16 protein-coding genes are annotated in these 16080 nt (G+C 43.9%); 15 read left to right on the forward strand and 1 reads right to left on the reverse strand.

Annotation, left to right across the window (positions count from 1 at the left end):
- Positions 1–4: 4 nt before the first annotated feature.
- Genes HRT96_RS08405 through HRT96_RS08450 form a run of 10 tightly spaced genes read left to right on the forward strand, consistent with a single transcriptional unit; the run spans position 5 to position 10361 of the window.
- Complete coding sequence (locus HRT96_RS08405; protein ID WP_293154868.1) at positions 5–949, forward strand: acyltransferase; 945 nt, start codon at positions 5–7, stop codon at positions 947–949.
- 13 nt (positions 950–962) lie between these two features.
- Positions 963–2510: a histidine ammonia-lyase gene (locus tag HRT96_RS08410; RefSeq protein ID WP_293154871.1), complete on the forward strand. Its 1548-nt coding sequence runs from the start codon at positions 963–965 to the stop codon at positions 2508–2510.
- 40 nt (positions 2511–2550) lie between these two features.
- Positions 2551–2979 carry a thioesterase family protein gene (locus HRT96_RS08415; protein WP_293154874.1) on the forward strand — a complete coding sequence of 143 codons (429 nt, stop codon included), beginning with the start codon at positions 2551–2553 and terminating at the stop codon, positions 2977–2979.
- Positions 2972–3625 (forward strand): outer membrane lipoprotein carrier protein LolA, encoded by a 654-nt coding sequence (locus tag HRT96_RS08420; RefSeq protein WP_293154877.1) that lies wholly within the window; start codon positions 2972–2974, stop codon positions 3623–3625. The genes HRT96_RS08415 and HRT96_RS08420 overlap by 8 nt, the downstream gene beginning before the upstream one ends.
- Positions 3612–6095 (forward strand): hypothetical protein, encoded by a 2484-nt coding sequence (locus tag HRT96_RS08425; RefSeq protein ID WP_293154880.1) that lies wholly within the window; start codon positions 3612–3614, stop codon positions 6093–6095. The genes HRT96_RS08420 and HRT96_RS08425 overlap by 14 nt, the downstream gene beginning before the upstream one ends.
- Positions 6092–6730, forward strand: a complete 639-nt coding sequence (locus HRT96_RS08430) for a DUF3261 domain-containing protein (RefSeq protein WP_293154883.1) — start codon at positions 6092–6094, stop codon at positions 6728–6730. Before HRT96_RS08425 ends, HRT96_RS08430 begins: the two co-directional genes overlap by 4 nt.
- Positions 6727–7944 carry a beta-ketoacyl-ACP synthase gene (locus HRT96_RS08435; protein ID WP_293154885.1) on the forward strand — a complete coding sequence of 406 codons (1218 nt, stop codon included), beginning with the start codon at positions 6727–6729 and terminating at the stop codon, positions 7942–7944. Before HRT96_RS08430 ends, HRT96_RS08435 begins: the two co-directional genes overlap by 4 nt.
- Positions 7945–8000: 56 nt before the next feature.
- Positions 8001–8417, forward strand: a complete 417-nt coding sequence (locus HRT96_RS08440) for a hotdog family protein (protein WP_366051671.1) — start codon at positions 8001–8003, stop codon at positions 8415–8417.
- Complete coding sequence (gene fabG / locus HRT96_RS08445; protein ID WP_293154890.1) at positions 8410–9135, forward strand: 3-oxoacyl-ACP reductase FabG; 726 nt, start codon at positions 8410–8412, stop codon at positions 9133–9135. Before HRT96_RS08440 ends, fabG begins: the two co-directional genes overlap by 8 nt.
- Positions 9135–10361 carry a beta-ketoacyl-ACP synthase gene (locus HRT96_RS08450; RefSeq protein ID WP_293154893.1) on the forward strand — a complete coding sequence of 409 codons (1227 nt, stop codon included), beginning with the start codon at positions 9135–9137 and terminating at the stop codon, positions 10359–10361. Before fabG ends, HRT96_RS08450 begins: the two co-directional genes overlap by 1 nt.
- A 355-nt stretch (positions 10362–10716) precedes the next feature.
- Here HRT96_RS08450 and nikR read toward each other — a convergent pair whose 3' ends face one another.
- The gene (gene nikR, locus HRT96_RS08455; RefSeq protein WP_293154896.1) at positions 10717–11127 is read right to left on the reverse strand and encodes a nickel-responsive transcriptional regulator NikR; all 411 of its coding nucleotides are present in this window, start codon (positions 11125–11127) and stop codon (positions 10717–10719) included.
- A gap of 114 nt (positions 11128–11241) precedes the next feature.
- On the opposite strand from nikR, the gene HRT96_RS08460 reads away from it, so the two are divergent.
- Genes HRT96_RS08460 through HRT96_RS08480 form a run of 5 tightly spaced genes read left to right on the forward strand, consistent with a single transcriptional unit; the run spans position 11242 to position 15913 of the window.
- On the forward strand, positions 11242–12810 hold the full coding sequence (locus HRT96_RS08460) for an ABC transporter substrate-binding protein (RefSeq protein ID WP_293154899.1): 1569 nt from the start codon (positions 11242–11244) through the stop codon (positions 12808–12810).
- Positions 12801–13772, forward strand: a complete 972-nt coding sequence (locus HRT96_RS08465; protein WP_293154902.1) for an ABC transporter permease — start codon at positions 12801–12803, stop codon at positions 13770–13772. Before HRT96_RS08460 ends, HRT96_RS08465 begins: the two co-directional genes overlap by 10 nt.
- The gene (locus tag HRT96_RS08470) at positions 13772–14566 is read left to right on the forward strand and encodes an ABC transporter permease (RefSeq protein ID WP_293154904.1); all 795 of its coding nucleotides are present in this window, start codon (positions 13772–13774) and stop codon (positions 14564–14566) included. Before HRT96_RS08465 ends, HRT96_RS08470 begins: the two co-directional genes overlap by 1 nt.
- Complete coding sequence (locus HRT96_RS08475; RefSeq protein ID WP_293154907.1) at positions 14560–15315, forward strand: ATP-binding cassette domain-containing protein; 756 nt, start codon at positions 14560–14562, stop codon at positions 15313–15315. Before HRT96_RS08470 ends, HRT96_RS08475 begins: the two co-directional genes overlap by 7 nt.
- A complete protein-coding gene (locus HRT96_RS08480) occupies positions 15299–15913 on the forward strand; it encodes an ATP-binding cassette domain-containing protein (RefSeq protein WP_293154910.1) in 615 nt (204 codons plus the stop codon). The genes HRT96_RS08475 and HRT96_RS08480 overlap by 17 nt, the downstream gene beginning before the upstream one ends.
- Positions 15914–16080: the final 167 nt, after the last annotated feature.

Raw genomic sequence — 16080 nt, forward strand, 5'->3', positions numbered from 1 at the left:
CGATATGACTACCACAGTACACTGGTCAAAAATGCAAGAACGCGGTACCTACCTTGGTATGAAAACATTACTGTTTTGCTACCGAATTCTAGGCCGTACCGGTTTATCTATTATTCTTTATCCTGTGATTGTGTATTTGTATTTCACCGGTGGGGAAAGTAAAAAAGCCTCGTTAAATTACCTTGGCAAAGTTGCCAAGCGTAAAGGCAGTTCGAAACAGCCGGGTCATCGAGAAGGTATTAAACATTTCTATACTTTTGCCCAAGGCGCATTTGATAAGATCGATGCTTGGACAGGCAAGATCACTATCGATCAAGTGCAGTACAGTTATGACGAAAAATTTAAAAAATTACTCGAAGATAATAAGGGCGCAGTATTTATTGGCTCGCACTTGGGTAATTTGGAAGTATGTCGCACGCTCAGTGTGGGTAAGTATAAAACCCGTATTAATGTATTGGTCTTTACGCATCATGCGATTGAATTTAATAAGATAATGCAAAAGATTAACCCCAATGTGAATGTTAACTTCATTCAAGTGTCAGATGTGGGTGTTGATTTAGCCATTTTATTAAAACAACGCGTAGAAGCGGGTGAGAAGGTCGTTATTGTCGGTGACCGCACTAGTACAACGTCTCCTGGACGCGTGGTTTATGCCGATTTTTTAGGTCAGCAAGCGCCGTTTTCACAAGGGCCATTTATTCTCGCTTCGTTGCTGGAATGTCCTGTGTATTATCTGTTTTGTTTGAAAGACGGTAACAAATATCGCCTTATTTTCGAGCATGTATCAGATAAGTTGAAGTTTGCACGTAAAACCAGACAAGCCGATATCGGCGAGTTAATTAATCAATATGCGCAAAGGTTAGAACACTTTTGTCTGCAATACCCGTATCAATGGTTTAACTTTTTTGATTTTTGGCAAGAAGACCATAAAGTAGAACGTAAGAAATAGTTTGGAGAAGTCAGTGGCTACCACTAAAGCAACAATTAAGTTTGGCGAATCACGTTTAACGATTGAAGATATCGTTGCAATTTCGAAACAAGAAAAGCATGTCAGTATCAGTAATGCACCTGAATTAACCAATAAGATCGATTCAGCGTTAGCCTTCTTAGACAGCTTATTAAAAGAAGATGGGGTTATTTATGGCGTAACCACAGGTTATGGCGATTCTGTCACCGTAAAAGTACCCCTTCACCTGGTACATGAATTGCCATTACACCTTACCCGTTTTCATGGTTGTGGTTTAGGGCAGTTATTCAGTGTTGCCGAAGGCCGTGCTGTGTTAGCGACGCGTCTTACTTCGTTAGCCCAAGGTTATTCTGGCGTCAGCTGGGAAATGCTACATTTATTGGCTGCATACTTAGAACACGACATTATTCCAGCGATCCCACAAGAAGGCTCGGTTGGCGCAAGTGGCGATTTAACCCCGTTATCTTATGTTGCTGGCGCATTAATTGGCGAGCGTGATGTGTATTACAAAGACCAGATCCGTAACAGTGGTGAAGTCATGCGCGAGGTGGGTTTAACACCGTTAGTATTGCGCCCTAAAGAAGGGTTGGCGATCATGAACGGCACGGCAGTAATGACGGCTGTTGCTTGTTTAGCGTTTGATCGTGCTAACTATCTGACTAAACTGGCGGCGCGTATTACTGCCATGGCGAGTCTGTCTATTCAAGGTAATAGCCATCATTTCGACGAGATCTTATTCTCGGTAAAACCACATCCAGGTCAGCAACAAGTGGCGACCTGGATCCGTAATGATTTAAACCACGCTGAGCATCCGCGTAATGCTGACCGTTTACAAGATCGTTACTCTATTCGTTGTGCGCCGCACGTTATCGGGGTATTACAAGATTCACTGCCTTGGTTCCGTCAAATGATTGAGAACGAGCTGAACTCGGCGAATGATAACCCGATCATTGATGGTCAAGGTGAGCACGTATTACACGGTGGTCATTTTTACGGTGGTCATATCGCGATGGCGATGGATAGCATGAAAACTGCGGTTGCTAACCTAGCCGATCTTGCTGACCGTCAGTTAGCGTCTTTGGTTGATACTAAATATAGTAATGGCTTGCCATCAAACTTATCCATGAGCAGTGAAGAACGTCGTTATATTAACCACGGTTTTAAAGCCATGCAGATTGGCGCATCAGCGTACACCGCGGAAGCATTGAAACAAACCATGCCGGCCAGTGTGTTCTCACGCTCTACTGAATGTCATAACCAAGATAAAGTAAGCATGGGTACGATTGCCTCGCGCGATGCAATGCGTGTTTTACAATTGACAGAGCAAGTATTAGCGACGACATTATTGGCGACAGTACAAGGTCTACGCATTCGTATTGAACGTAAAGAGTTAGATTTAGCCAGTTTACCTGCCGCTGTGCAAGCAATGTATAACGACATTTGCAGCTTCTTTGAACCGCTAGTAGAAGACCGACCAATGGAAAGTCTATTACGCTTTACAATTGATGCGATTCAAACCCAGCGTTGGGCGCTTTATCAATAATCGCTTATCAGAAGCAAGATACCAGCAAGGTAATAAATAAATGAGCAAAAATAGTCTGTTATCAGAATCCGTTATAATTGACGTACCGTTTCATGATTGTGATCCGATGAATGTTGTTTGGCACGGTAACTATGCGCGTTACTTTGAAGTCGCTCGCAGCGCGCTATTACGTAAAATGAATTACGATTATGAAGATATGAGTAAATCAGGTTACGTGTGGCCAATTGTTGATATGCGCGTGAAGTATATTGCTTCGGCACGTTATGCACAGAAGATAAAAGTGGATGCACACTTAGTTGAAGCTGAATCGCGCTTGAAAATGGAGTATGTAATCACCTGCTTAGAAACGGGTAAGAAGTTAACTAAAGCATCGACTATCCAGTTAGCGGTTGATTTAGAAACACAAGAATTGCAATTTGTGACACCTGCTGTTTTTACTGATAAGTTAAACGGTGAACTAAATGGGTAGTTGGTTACGACTGCTGCTATTAATGTCATTGGCTGGCAACGTATTTGCAGCTGACTTAAATGCAGATGAAATTGAGGCCTTAAGCTCAGATTCAGCGACACCACTGTCACTATTATCGCAGTTTAAACCGTTGACAATAGCCAGTGGCACGTTTGTGCAAAACAAGTATTTCACGATACTGAAAAACCCGATAACGTCAACGGGTGAACTGTATTTAGATCAAGCCTTGGGTTTTGTCTGGCATACCAGTAAACCGATTGCGTCGACCATGATACTCAAAGACGATGGGTTGTTTTCTATTGATCATCGTCAGCAGCAAAAGCAGATCAATAATGCCACGCCCATTGCCACCGTACTCATGAGTGCCTTGTCTGGGGATCTTGCTGCGCTCGAAAGTCAATTTAGCTTAGCGGTCACTTCATTAACAAAAGTACCATTAACAAACACTGCATCTGCAAACCAAACCTGTATTGAGTTAACGCCAAAAGACGCGACGATAGCCAAAGTGATGCGGGTGATTGAGTTATGCGGGAAGGATGCTGTCGAGCATTTAGTATTATTTGAAACCTCGGGTAACCGTACCGAGATTGAACTTAGTTTGACTGCGGTTGATGAACTGCCAAAGGCTATTCGTGAGCAACTCTAATTTTAGTAACAACAGTAATATTCGTCACTGTGCTAACAATAATAGTAACAGTGATCGTATCAATAACAGTAACAGTAACAGTAACAATAGCGCGAACAAAAAAGTTGGGCTTAAATGTTACTTACTGCAATTGGTTGCGGTATTGCTATTAGCGGGTTATCAACTTGGTTGGGGACAATGGCAGATAGAGACTAACATTCTGTCGTTATTACCGACCGATAGCCAAGCGCAAGCAAGCCAGAAACACAATATACAGCAAGCCAAGGCTGCATTATTCCAACAAGCTAATCAACGGGTGCTGGTGGCTATATCTGGTGAACAGGCGATCCCGGCATATCGCCAGTTAGCGACCGAAATTACGTCATTTGATGGTATTGAAAATGAAGCAATGGCAGTCCCTGACATTAGCGAGGTGATTGAGTTTTACCAACCTTATCGTGATAGTGTCATGACTGATGACTATCAAGCTTTGTTAAGCACTCCTCAAGCTATATTAAATGCACCGCAAGCCATTAATAACTTTGTGTTAGGCAAGTTAACCCAAGTCAGCGACCCGTTCGTTAGCGGTAGTTTAGCTATTGCCCCACGACTTAATTTGGCTGATTTCTTAGCGACAGGTTTAACCCAGTTACAATCGTTTGAAACTGAACAGGGCATTATTGTCGTCAATAAAAATGGATTAAAGCATTACATCATGCCAATTAAGGTTGATGTTGATGGCTTCTCGGTGAAACAAACTCAAGTCTTTTCGCAGCAGTTGCAAGCAGAGTTCCAACGATTAGAAAGCAAGTTTGATGTGGATGTGCTGTACAGTGGGGTGTTATTCCACACCGCAGAATCCAGTCAGCAAGCCGAATATGAAATGTCGACCTTTGGCGTTATCTCATTACTCGCCGTGTTATTGATGATTTTGATGGTATTTCGCAGTGCAAAACCGGTTAATTTGGCGCTGCTGGTATTAACCATCTCGGTGGTTTATGGATTAACGGCAGTCGTTACTTTATTCAATCAATTGCATTTACTCACTTTAGTCTTTGCTGTGACCTTAATTGGTATCGTGATTGATTACTGTTTTCATGCCTTTGTTAGCTTAAATACGGCTGGCGGTATTAAATCGATTCGTACCGCCTTGTGTTTAGGGTTTATCACCACGGCGCTGGGTTATGCGGCACTTATCATGTCGCCGTTATCCTTATTGAGTCAAGTTGCTGTATTCATGATCTTTGGCTTGTTCGGCGCACTGTTAACTGTGCTGCTATTACTGCCTTATTTCAATCTAAGTGGCAACATCAGCGTAACCCCAAGTGTTTGGATATTAACAGATAAGCTAAATATCTGGTTAACAAGGTTGCATCAGCAACGCCGTATTGTGTTTGTGATATTGAGTTTAGGGTTAGTCAGCGCGATCGTCATCGATGACATTAATTTTAATGATGATATTCGGTTACTTAATTCCAGCCCCGCATTTTTGATTGATAACGAGATCCAGATGGCGAAGTTGATGGGTTATCAACACAGTCAGCGTATTGTGATCAGTGCGGATGACAGTGAAACCTTATTACAACGTCAAGAAATGCTGCTAACGCGTTTACAATCAGAACAGCAGCAGCAACCAGACTTAACGGTAAAAAGTATTGCCAGTTTATTACCGTCGGTAGCCAAGCAACAAGCAAATAACGATCTGCTTAAAGGCGCTGAGCAACAACAGGTTTTCCAGCAGGGATTAGCGATCTTAGGATTAACCGATACGGTAGATGATTTTAAACCGTTAACGTTAGCTGCGTTTAATTCGGGTCCATTGCAGGCTTTATCTGCAGTGTATATTTATCAATACCAAATTAGTGATGACAATGAGAAGTACGCCTTGTGGGTTGAAACTTCCGGTGTTGCATTAAATAGTGAATTACAGCAATGGATTGCAGCGCAACCAGACATGAGCATTGATAATAAACCGGCGGAAGTGTCTGCGGCATTAAGCCATTACCGCCAAGCGTTATCGTTACTGTTTGTAGGGGCAATATTAGTGGTGACGATGGTATTGTGTTTACGCTTTGGTTTAGCGCAAGGTTTGTTAGGGCTATTAAGTATTGTAGTCAGTGCTAGCGGTGCCTTGTTATTAACGCAATTAACCTTGGGTCATCTTAATATTTTCAATTTGTTAGCGGTATTACTTATTCTCGCCTTAGCCATTGATTATGTGATTTTTTATCAAGAACACGGGTTGCAGCGTAATACCGTTTTAGCGATAACTTTATCGGCTATTTCATCTGCGCTGGTATTTGGTGTACTTGCGTTAAGTGTGACACCTGCGGTAGAAAGTTTCGGCTTAACTGTTATGTTTGGCATTTTGTTAGTCTTTCTATTAGCGCCACTAAGCGCGAAACAAGTCACGGCTCTGAGTATCACACACGTTGAGACCGAAAATAGAGGTGACGATGTGAGTAATAACAGTATTGAGGTAGCAAAATGAAGTGGACCTGTTTGCCGAGATTAAATGTATTGGGATTACGTACACTGGGATTAAATATACCGCGATTAAGCGCTGTGTTATTAACGGCCTTATTATTAACGGGCTGTATTAGCATGCCAAAAAGCCATTTAGTTACTATGGCACCAGGTGTCACCTTGCAGCTGACTGCGCCGCCAGCAGCATTACAGATGCAGACGAAAACGCAATTAATTGAAGCGCAGTTTGACGGTAAAACCCAAAGTTTATTAGCTCAAGTTGAGTTTACTGAGACTGAGATCAAGTTAGTCGCGATGACCCCCTCGGGTATTCCGTTGTTTGATGTATTGTGGAGCGTGACTGACGAGGCTGTGATTCATCAATATGTGCCCGTACCGGGATTGGATATCAGTTATGTGATCGCAGATCTGCAATGGGTGAACTGGCCGTTGGCGCAATTACAGTCAGCGACCAATGGTTCGTTCAAAGAAAAATTTAGCAATAATACAGGTCAAACTGCAACGGACTGGACCCGCACGTTAACCCTAAATGGTCAGGTTGTTTTGACCGTCGAAAAATTCGATAATCGCTATATCCTTCAGCATTTACTGCGTGATTATCAAATAACAATAACAGAATTAAGTAAGGTGTCACTGTGAGTATCTGTCTAAAAGATTTTGGTGTGGTGTGTGCTTTAGGTGATTCGAAAGCCTCTGTCGCTGCTGCACTACTAAAAGGTTACCGAGGCGGATTGGTGCTTGATAGCGAGTTGCCAAACGCAGAGCCTCAATATGTTGGGCGTGTACCTGATGCAACTTTTGATAAAACAGTCTCTGGCTTAGAGGCGGATGCTAACGGTAAGTTTTTTACCCGTAATGATAAGCTTAGTCAGTTAGCTTATTTACAAATTGCCGATACGCTAGCGCCGTTAATTGCTGAATTTGGTCAGCAACGTATCGCGGTAGTGATAGGGACCAGTACTTCAGGCATTGAATACGGCGAACACGCTCTAAAGCAAAAACTCGCGACAGGCGAATACCCAGATAACTACCATTACAAAATGCAGGAAATGGGCACCACGGCGCAGTTTATTGCGGATTTATGTCAAGCCAAAGGACCTGTTTATAGTATTTCGACAGCCTGTTCATCCAGTGGTAAAGCGTTGGTGAGTGCGCAAGCATTACTGGACGCTGATTTAGCGGATGTGGTGATTGCGGGTGGTGTTGATAGCTTAGCAAAACTTACCGTTAATGGTTTCAAGGCATTAGCATCCACAGCGGCCACACAGACTAACCCGTTTGCGGCAGACCGTGATGGTATTAATATTGGTGAAGCGGCGGCGTTATTTGTCGTCACCAAAGAGCAGGGCGGGATTCAATTATTAGGGGCGGCTGAAACCTCTGATGCCCACCATTTATCGGCACCGCATCCAGAAGGTGAGGGCGCACTACGGGCGATGCAAGCGGCATTGGCCGAAGCGCAGTTGCAAGGCTCACAAATAGATTATGTCAACCTGCATGGTACAGGCACGCCAAAGAATGATGACATGGAAGCTAAAGCCATGTTTAACGCTTGTGGCAGTGAGGTATTGTGTGGTTCAACAAAAGGCATGACTGGGCACACATTAGGTGCCGCAGGTGCATTAGAAGCGGGTATCTGCTGGTTATTACTGCATGATGAATATAACCCAACGCATAAAGTGCCGACCAATGTCAGTGATGGTGAGGTAGATAACAGCCTTGCGACGATAAACCTAGTGGATACAAAGGCCAATGCCGATCGTAGGGCTAAGCATAAGTTACAAACCTGCATGAGTAATTCATTTGCTTTTGGCGGTAATAATATCAGTTTAGTGATAGGAAAACAGTCGTGAACCAATCTCCAGTAGATAAATATCCGATAGCGGACGTATTACCGCATAGCGCCCCGATGATCTTGCTCGATGAATTGGTGAGTTATGACGACGAAAACGTCAGTTGCCGAGTGACTATTACGCCCTCGAACCCTTTCTTTGATAGCGCTAAACAGGGCGTACCAAGTTATGTTGGCTGCGAATATATGGCGCAGGCTATTGCGGCTTATGGTGGTGCTCATGCACTGGATGAGGCGGGCGAGGTTAAAATTGGCTTTCTGTTAGGTTCGCGTAAATATAACGCCGAAGTGGGGGTATTTAAAATCGCGCAGACCTTGCTAATCGAAGCTAAAAAACTAATTCAAGACGAATCAGGACTGTGTGTTTTTGATTGCGTTATAAAAGATGAAGACGATGCGGTGCTAGCAAAAGCTAAAATCAATGTATTCCAACCGCAGGATCCAGCACAATTTTTAAAGGATAATCATGAGTAAACGTATTCTAGTAACAGGCTCAAGTCGTGGACTGGGCAAAGCGATCGCACTGCAATTAGCCAAAGACGGTTTTGATATTTCCGTGCATTGTCGTTCTGGCGTTGCAGCTGCGCAGGATACTTGTGCTCAAATTGCTGAACTCGGTCAACGCAGCAGCTTATTACAATTTGACGTGTGCGACCGAGCCGCGGCAAAAGCCAGTATCGAAGCGGATATCGCTGAACATGGCGCGTATTATGGCGTAGTCTGCAATGCCGGTATTACCCGTGATATGGCGTTCCCATCCATGGAAGGCGAAGACTGGGATGACGTGATCCGTACTGGTTTAGACGGTTTTTATAATGTAATCCACCCAACGGTAATGCCAATGGTACGCGCTAAACAAGGCGGTCGTATCGTTACTATGGCCTCTGTTTCTGGGATCATGGGTAATCGTGGTCAAGTGAACTACAGCGCTGCCAAAGGCGGTATTATCGCGGCATCAAAAGCGTTATCACTGGAGCTAGCAAAACGTAAGATCACCGTAAACAGTGTGGCACCAGGTTTGATTGAATCGGACATGACCAATGATTTACCGCTCGATGAAATCAAAAAGATGATCCCATTAAGACGAATGGGCAAACCAGAAGAAGTGGCGGGTACCGTGTCATTCTTAATGTCTGATTGCGCGGCTTACATTACCCGTCAAGTTATCTCTGTAAACGGTGGACTGATCTAATGAGAAGAGTTGTTGTTACTGGTATGTCTGCGATCACTGCACTTGGTGATGATTGGCCTACGTTTAAAGCTGGATTAGAACAAGGTAAAAATGTCGTTAAAGTGATGCCAGAATGGGATTATCTTGATGGACTTAATACCCGCTTAGCGGCGCCAGTGCTACATTTCGAAAAACCGGCACACTATAAGCGTAAACAAGTGCGTTCTATGGGCCGAGTTGCATTAATGTCGACACGGGCAACGGAGTTGGCATTAGAACAAGCGCAGTTATTAGATCACCCCGCATTAACCGATGGTCGTACGGGGATCTCGTATGGTTCATCTGTGGGTTCGACTGAGCCACTGATTAATTTTAGCCGGATGATGGACACAGGTAATATGTCTGGCGTAACAGCGACCAGTTATATTCAAACCATGTCCCACACAGCGCCAGTAAATGTCGGCGTATTCTTCGGTTTGACGGGGCGTGTTATTACCACCAGTTCGGCCTGTACCTCGGGTTCTCAAGGCATTGGTTATGCGTATGAAGCGATTAAATTTGGTCGTCAAGACTTGATGGTTGCCGGTGGCGCTGAAGAACTCTGTATTACCGAAGCAGCGGTATTTGATACCTTGTATGCCACCAGTGTTAAAAATGACACACCAGCGCTCACACCACGCCCATTTGATAGGGATCGTGACGGGCTAGTGATTGGTGAAGGTGCATGCACCTTAATCTTAGAAGAATTGGAGCATGCTCTTGCGCGTGGCGCCAAGATTTATGCTGAGATCATTGGTTTTGGTTGTAATTCAGATGGTAAACATGTCACACAGCCAACGGCTGCTACCATGCAAATTGCCATTGAACAAGCGGTGGAAGATGCCAACATTGATATCGCTGACATCGGTTATGTGTGTGCCCACGGTACCGCAACAGATCGCGGTGATATTGCCGAAACCAACGCCACTGCTGCAGCGTTAGGTAAAAAACCAATCAGTTCATTAAAGAGTTATCTCGGTCATACCCTGGGTGCTTGTGGCGCAATTGAAGCATGGGCATCAATCAACATGATGCAAGATAACTGGTTCGCACCGACACTCAACTTAGATAATATCGCACCAGAATGTGGCGATCTGGATTATATTCGCGGTGAAGGCCGTGAGATCCACACTGATGTTGTGATGAGCAATAACTTTGCCTTTGGCGGGATCAATACTTCGTTGCTCTTTAAACGCTGGAATAAGTAACGATCAGTCAGTCGTAATACTCAAAATTCAAAGCAAATACAAACGCGCCTTATTTTTCATTAAGTGGCGCGTTTTTAATATGGCAAATGGGATATAGGAAGTTACGAAAATCCTGCACCTGCAGTTGTCATCGATTCAACAGTACCCGCGAGGCCTATCTCTGTTGAAGTTACAATAATATATGAATAGAAACCGTGCGAATGCGGAGGTAATCATTCACAAGACTCAAACGAAAAAGAGAACATACCAAACGAAATAGCTCGTCATCTCAGTCTATTAATGCAAGAAAGACGACATCCTGAGCAAGCTTACCGCGTTAATACCACGTGTTAATGCGCATTACAGACAAATAGCCCTACACTTGGGCAGCCTTGGTCAGGCGCGATAACTTAACGCCCTTCAGGGCACCGATGCTGTTGGCTAGTTGGTTCACCTCTTTCGCGTTCCCCCTAATGATAATAGTTTCTAAACAATCGTTATGACTAATATGCACGTGGGTGGAGCAAAGAATGAATACGGAGTGATCGTGTTGGATTTCAACCAGCTTTTCAGTCAAACCACGCTGATGATGATCGAAGATCAGAGTAAGAACACCGATGACTTCATCTTGAGCGTTATCCCAGTGATGATCAACCTGTCTTTCCCGAAATAAGTCGCGAATATACTCAGAACGCGATTGATACGACTTGTCACACACCTCCTTGTCCATGTTATCAAATAGTTTCCTAGGTAAAGAAACTGTAAATCGAACTGTCTCATCGCTCATATAAATTAACCTTTAATCGCGTATTTAAAAAATCTTTGAAAATCATGCTATTCCACTCTTGAGTATTACGAAATTTACATTAGTATTACTCGAACTATCTACAAGGGAGTAGGGATGATGAAGTATACATCAGTTATTATGGCAACGCTCGCCATTACGATGCCATTTACAGCTGCACTTTCGGAATCGAATGCCGCAACACCAGAACAATTAATTATATCTCTGGGCAATGAGCCCGACGCCGGGTTTGATCCAATTTATGGCTGGGGCCGTTATGGTGATCCATTATTCCAATCGACCCTTATTCGTCGTAATAAAAATTTAGAACTCACGGGTGATCTTGCTGCAAACTGGACGCTTTCAAGCGACCGCTTAACTTGGACCATTGAATTAAAGCAAAATATTAAATTCAGTAATGGCAGTGATCTTACCTCAGCAGATATCGCCTTTACTTATCTGACGGCAAAAAGTGCTGCAACAACGCATGATTTAAACAACCTAGTTAAAATTGAAGTAGTGGATGCAAGCAATCTCCGCTTTATCCTAAAGCAACCTGACATCACGTTCATTGATGAACTTGCCTCACTTGGCATAGTGCCAAAAAACAGTTATGACGAAAACTACGGCCAGCATCCTATCGGCTCTGGGCCTTATATTTTTCAGCGTTGGGACAAGGGGCTGCAGCTATTAGTTACGGCAAACCCATTTTATCATGCGCAAAAACCACAATTTGAAAATATCTTAATTGTGTTTACGGATGAAGACAGTAAGTTGGCCTTGCTTAAATCGGGTCAATTACAACTTGCCGCAATTCCTCAGCGATTTTCATCGGTGATCACACCGCCTTTGGCGCTATGGCAGATTGATAGTGTTGATAACCGCGGTATATCTTGGCCAGTAAACAAGCCAAACAAAACAGATAATCAACAAGCAAACGGCAACTACGTTAGCCAAGACCCAGCAATTAGACAAGCGATCAACCTGGCGATGGATCGTGATTTATTGGTCAATGGCGTATTAAACGGTTATGGCCGTCCTGCTCATTCCATTGCCGATGACATGCCCTGGGGCCCGGTAGAGCAAAACTTATCAAACAGCGCCGACCTTGCTGCCGCGAAAAAAATACTCAGTGACGCTGGCTGGGCGGATACCAATGGGAATGGCATTATCGACAAAGATGGGCATGAAGCAAGTATGACCCTATTATACAAATCGGGTGACAGCGTGCGTGAACAATTATCGATTGTCGCCGCGGATATGGTCAAACCATTAGGCATTAATATTGAGTTACTTGCTGGTGGCTGGGATTTTATTGCCACAAAAATGCATGAGAATCCAGTATTGATGGGCTTTGGTAGCCACTCAGCAAAAGAAGTTCGCTTTGTTTATCACAGTGACTTTGCGGGTGTCGATTTCTTTAATACTGGTTTCTATAGTAGTGATAAAGTTGATCAAGCCCTTGATAACGCTAGTAATGCCCCGTCTTGGGAAGCCTCTCTGCCATTTTGGCAACAGGCGCAACAGCAGATATTGGCGGATCAACCCTGGACCTGGCTAGTTAATTTAGACCATTTATACGCAGCCACTTCATGCTTAGATCTGGGTGACCCAATACCTGAACCTCATGGACATGGTTGGCCACTCACTGCAAATATTACTGAATGGTCATGGACATGCCAGTAACCATTATTGGCCGCGCTACAGCGCGGCTCTTACTTCAACTAGTACTAGTCACGCTATTCGCCTTCATTTTATTGGCGATATCACCGATCGAGCCGCTCAATTATTATATTGGTGATCAGATGATGTCGGTGTCGAATGAACAGCGGCTCTTACTCGCACAGAATTTAGGTTTAGACCAGAGCATTTCTGAACGCTTCATCATCTGGGGTCAGCATTTACTTCAGGGTGATCTCGGATTTTCGATTAAATTTCATCAGCCAGTGATTGACGTTATTATCGAGCGTTTTCCGTCATCCCTATTATTGATGGGAGCAAGTTGGACTTTATCATTACTTACGGGTTATGTTTTAGGCCTTGTCGCGGCCTTAACAGAAAACAGCATTTGGGATCGGCTGATCACCCGCTTCGCTTGGCTTCTGGCAAGTACGCCCTCTTTTTGGCTTGGCTTGATCCTTATTTATGTATTTGCAGTCAAACTGAGTCTGCTGCCAGTTTGTTGTTCAGCCCCATTGGGCATGGACCCAAGTAATGTACCTTGGCTAACCCGTTTAGAGCACTTGATATTGCCTTGTATTGCACTCGCAGCAACAAGTTTTGCGCCCATTGTGCTGCACACCAAAGAAAAGGTACTTGATGTGTTGGCCAGTGAGCATGTCAATTATGCGCGCATGCACGGTAAATCGGCATGGGGTATTATTCGCCACCACATATTGCGCAACAGCTTAACACCTGCGTTAGTACTGCAATTCGCGAGCTTTGCAGAGTTATTTGGCGGCTCAATATTAGCTGAAACCGTATTTAATTATCCAGGACTTGGAAATACCCTCGTGATCGCAGGCCTCAGTGGCGATACCGCTTTATTAATGGGTATCACCTTAATTTCAGCCATATTCATTTTTACCGGCAATAGCATCGCTAACTTACTTCGTCACGCCCTTTTGCCTGGTCAGGATATCACTTAATGAAACATCTCTCCTACCCAAGTCTGATCTGCTTCCTGTTACTGGTTGCTGGCGCTTATTTTTGGCCGAACCAAGGTAGTGATATTGATTTAATGGCCAAGCTACAACCGCCCTCATTAACGTATTGGTTCGGTACTGACTGGCTAGGTCGAGATCAATTTTCTCGCACAATGAAAGCACTTATCAGTAGCCTACAAGTGGGTGGCATAGCCGCATTAATGAGTTCAATCATTGCATTTAGTCTCGCAATAATCGCCAGCACGCATCAACGACTGTCTTGGTTTGTCGATTTGTTGGTCGATACCATGATGTCATTGCCACATTTATTACTACTCATTTTGTTGAGCTTGGCATTAAATGGCAGCTCACAAGGCGTCATTTTTGCGATCACCTTGAGTCATTGGCCCCGATTAACCCGGCTATTACGTGCCGAGGTTACACAGTTAATACGTCGACCTTATGTTTTGTTAGCTAAAAACTTTGGCAAGCCTTATTGGCAAGTATTGGTTCAGCACATGGTTCCACATCTATTACCACAATGGTTAACGGGTCTGTTATTGTTAATCCCCCACGCCATCTTACACGCAGCGGCATTAACATTTCTTGGTTTTGGTTTAGATCCAAACCAACCTTCAATGGGTGTATTACTATCAGAAGCCAGTCACTATTTGATTATTGGTAATTGGTGGTTGGCGCTCTTCCCAGGGTTAGTATTGATCATGGCTTTATTATTACTGGCAGAAAATGCGACTTGCTTCGCACGCTCACTAAGAAAGGGGCAATCATCATGTTAATCGTTGAGCAACTCACCATTGAAAACCGTCACCACCGACTATTAAATAACGCCAACTTTACCGTTAAACGGGGTGAATGTTTGGCTATAATTGGAGCCAGTGGCAGTGGTAAAAGTATTCTTGCAAATGCATTGTTGGGTGCATTACCGCAGGGTTTTCGGCAACAAGGCACTGTTAAATTTAAAATTGCTGATAAAAACAGTATTGAAATAAACAGTATTGCCATTGTGGCGCAAGCGGCGACAACTCTGAATCCAAGTACATGTGTGGGTTCGCAAATATTACAGCAGGCAAACTCGTCTAAGAATACACCTGCGCAGCTAGCTATTACTTTACAACAGGCAAGTTTGGAACCCGATATATTAACGCTTTACCCTGACCAACTTTCGGGCGGCATGGCAAAACGCGTGCTCACAGCAATGGCGTTAATACAAAATACCGATTTTATTATTGCCGATGAACCGACTTGCGGGCTTGAATTAAGCCGCTCAAACAAGGTTTTTAGTGAACTTGCTGCGCTGTGTCAATCAGACAACATCCATCCAGCAAAAGGCGTCATTATTATCAGCCATGATTTACCTGGCATTGTGCAAGTCGCGCATCGAATACTTGTCCTTAAGGATGGTCATATCGTCGACAATACCACCCCCGCAGCCATTAGACAGGGCATAGCAAATGCTTATACCCAAGCACTGTGGGATGCCAGCCCAGCAAACTGGACAAGGAACTGTAATGCTAAAGCTAGTTAGTGGCGTAGCCAAAAGAGAAAAAAAATTAATTAAGTTACCTGAGCTAACATTACATAGTGGTGAGATACTCGGTTTGACAGGCCCTAGCGGTTGTGGGAAGTCGACGCTTGCAATGATACTTGCAGGTATGCATCCTTTGCATTCAGGCACGATTACGCAATCGCAATGTGAGCTTAAAATAGCAACAACAGAACCCGCAACAGCTAAAAATAGCCCAAACAGTGTTCAGTGGATCTGCCAACAGCCGGAATTTGCATTTAATCCACGCTGGTCATTAGAGCGATCATTAACCGAAAGCCATCCTATTGATGCAAGGCAACTGGCGCGTTATAAAATTGATCCGAGCTGGTTGAAGCGCTTTCCGAGTGAACTTTCCGGGGGCGAGTTACAACGACTCAATTTGGTCAGAGCCTTAGCCCCTACAACAAAGTACCTGCTTTGTGATGAGGTCACTGCGCAACTAGACCCATTAACCCAACAGGATATTTGGCGCGCACTGTGCGATGAAGTAGATCAACGACAATTAGGCCTATTAGTCATTTCTCATAATGATGATCTACTCAATGCAGTTTGCGACAGTGTGATCCATTTCAATTGACACAGCTAGGCACACACCCTATCTCTCGATAGCATATTTAGTCTTTTTTCCTTAGCTATAATCATAATGTTCACCCAGTACATGACAGGAAAAACATTTGAGGAGTTAAGCTTCTTCAATCTAATCGCTATTCCAGTAGTCATCTACATTGTCATAAATTATGGTAT

The organism is Moritella sp., from assembly GCF_013215705.1.
Classification (GTDB): domain Bacteria; phylum Pseudomonadota; class Gammaproteobacteria; order Enterobacterales; family Moritellaceae; genus Moritella.

Bases quoted from the DNA above. Each gene is read 5' to 3' on its own strand.
- HRT96_RS08405 (WP_293154868.1), top strand. From the start codon at position 5: ATGACTACCACAGTACACTGGTCAAAAATGCAAGAACGCGGTACCTAC.
- HRT96_RS08415 (WP_293154874.1), top strand. From the start codon at position 2,551: ATGAGCAAAAATAGTCTGTTATCAGAATCCGTTATAATTGACGTACCG.
- nikR (WP_293154896.1), bottom strand. From the start codon at position 11,127: ATGAGCGATGAGACAGTTCGATTTACAGTTTCTTTACCTAGGAAACTA.
- HRT96_RS08480 (WP_293154910.1), top strand. From the start codon at position 15,299: ATGCTAAAGCTAGTTAGTGGCGTAGCCAAAAGAGAAAAAAAATTAATT.
- HRT96_RS08430 (WP_293154883.1), top strand. From the start codon at position 6,092: ATGAAGTGGACCTGTTTGCCGAGATTAAATGTATTGGGATTACGTACA.
- HRT96_RS08470 (WP_293154904.1), top strand. From the start codon at position 13,772: ATGAAACATCTCTCCTACCCAAGTCTGATCTGCTTCCTGTTACTGGTT.
- HRT96_RS08475 (WP_293154907.1), top strand. From the start codon at position 14,560: ATGTTAATCGTTGAGCAACTCACCATTGAAAACCGTCACCACCGACTA.
- HRT96_RS08440 (WP_366051671.1), top strand. From the start codon at position 8,001: ATGATCTTGCTCGATGAATTGGTGAGTTATGACGACGAAAACGTCAGT.
- HRT96_RS08465 (WP_293154902.1), top strand. From the start codon at position 12,801: ATGCCAGTAACCATTATTGGCCGCGCTACAGCGCGGCTCTTACTTCAA.
- fabG (WP_293154890.1), top strand. From the start codon at position 8,410: ATGAGTAAACGTATTCTAGTAACAGGCTCAAGTCGTGGACTGGGCAAA.
- HRT96_RS08460 (WP_293154899.1), top strand. From the start codon at position 11,242: ATGATGAAGTATACATCAGTTATTATGGCAACGCTCGCCATTACGATG.
- HRT96_RS08420 (WP_293154877.1), top strand. From the start codon at position 2,972: ATGGGTAGTTGGTTACGACTGCTGCTATTAATGTCATTGGCTGGCAAC.
- HRT96_RS08450 (WP_293154893.1), top strand. From the start codon at position 9,135: ATGAGAAGAGTTGTTGTTACTGGTATGTCTGCGATCACTGCACTTGGT.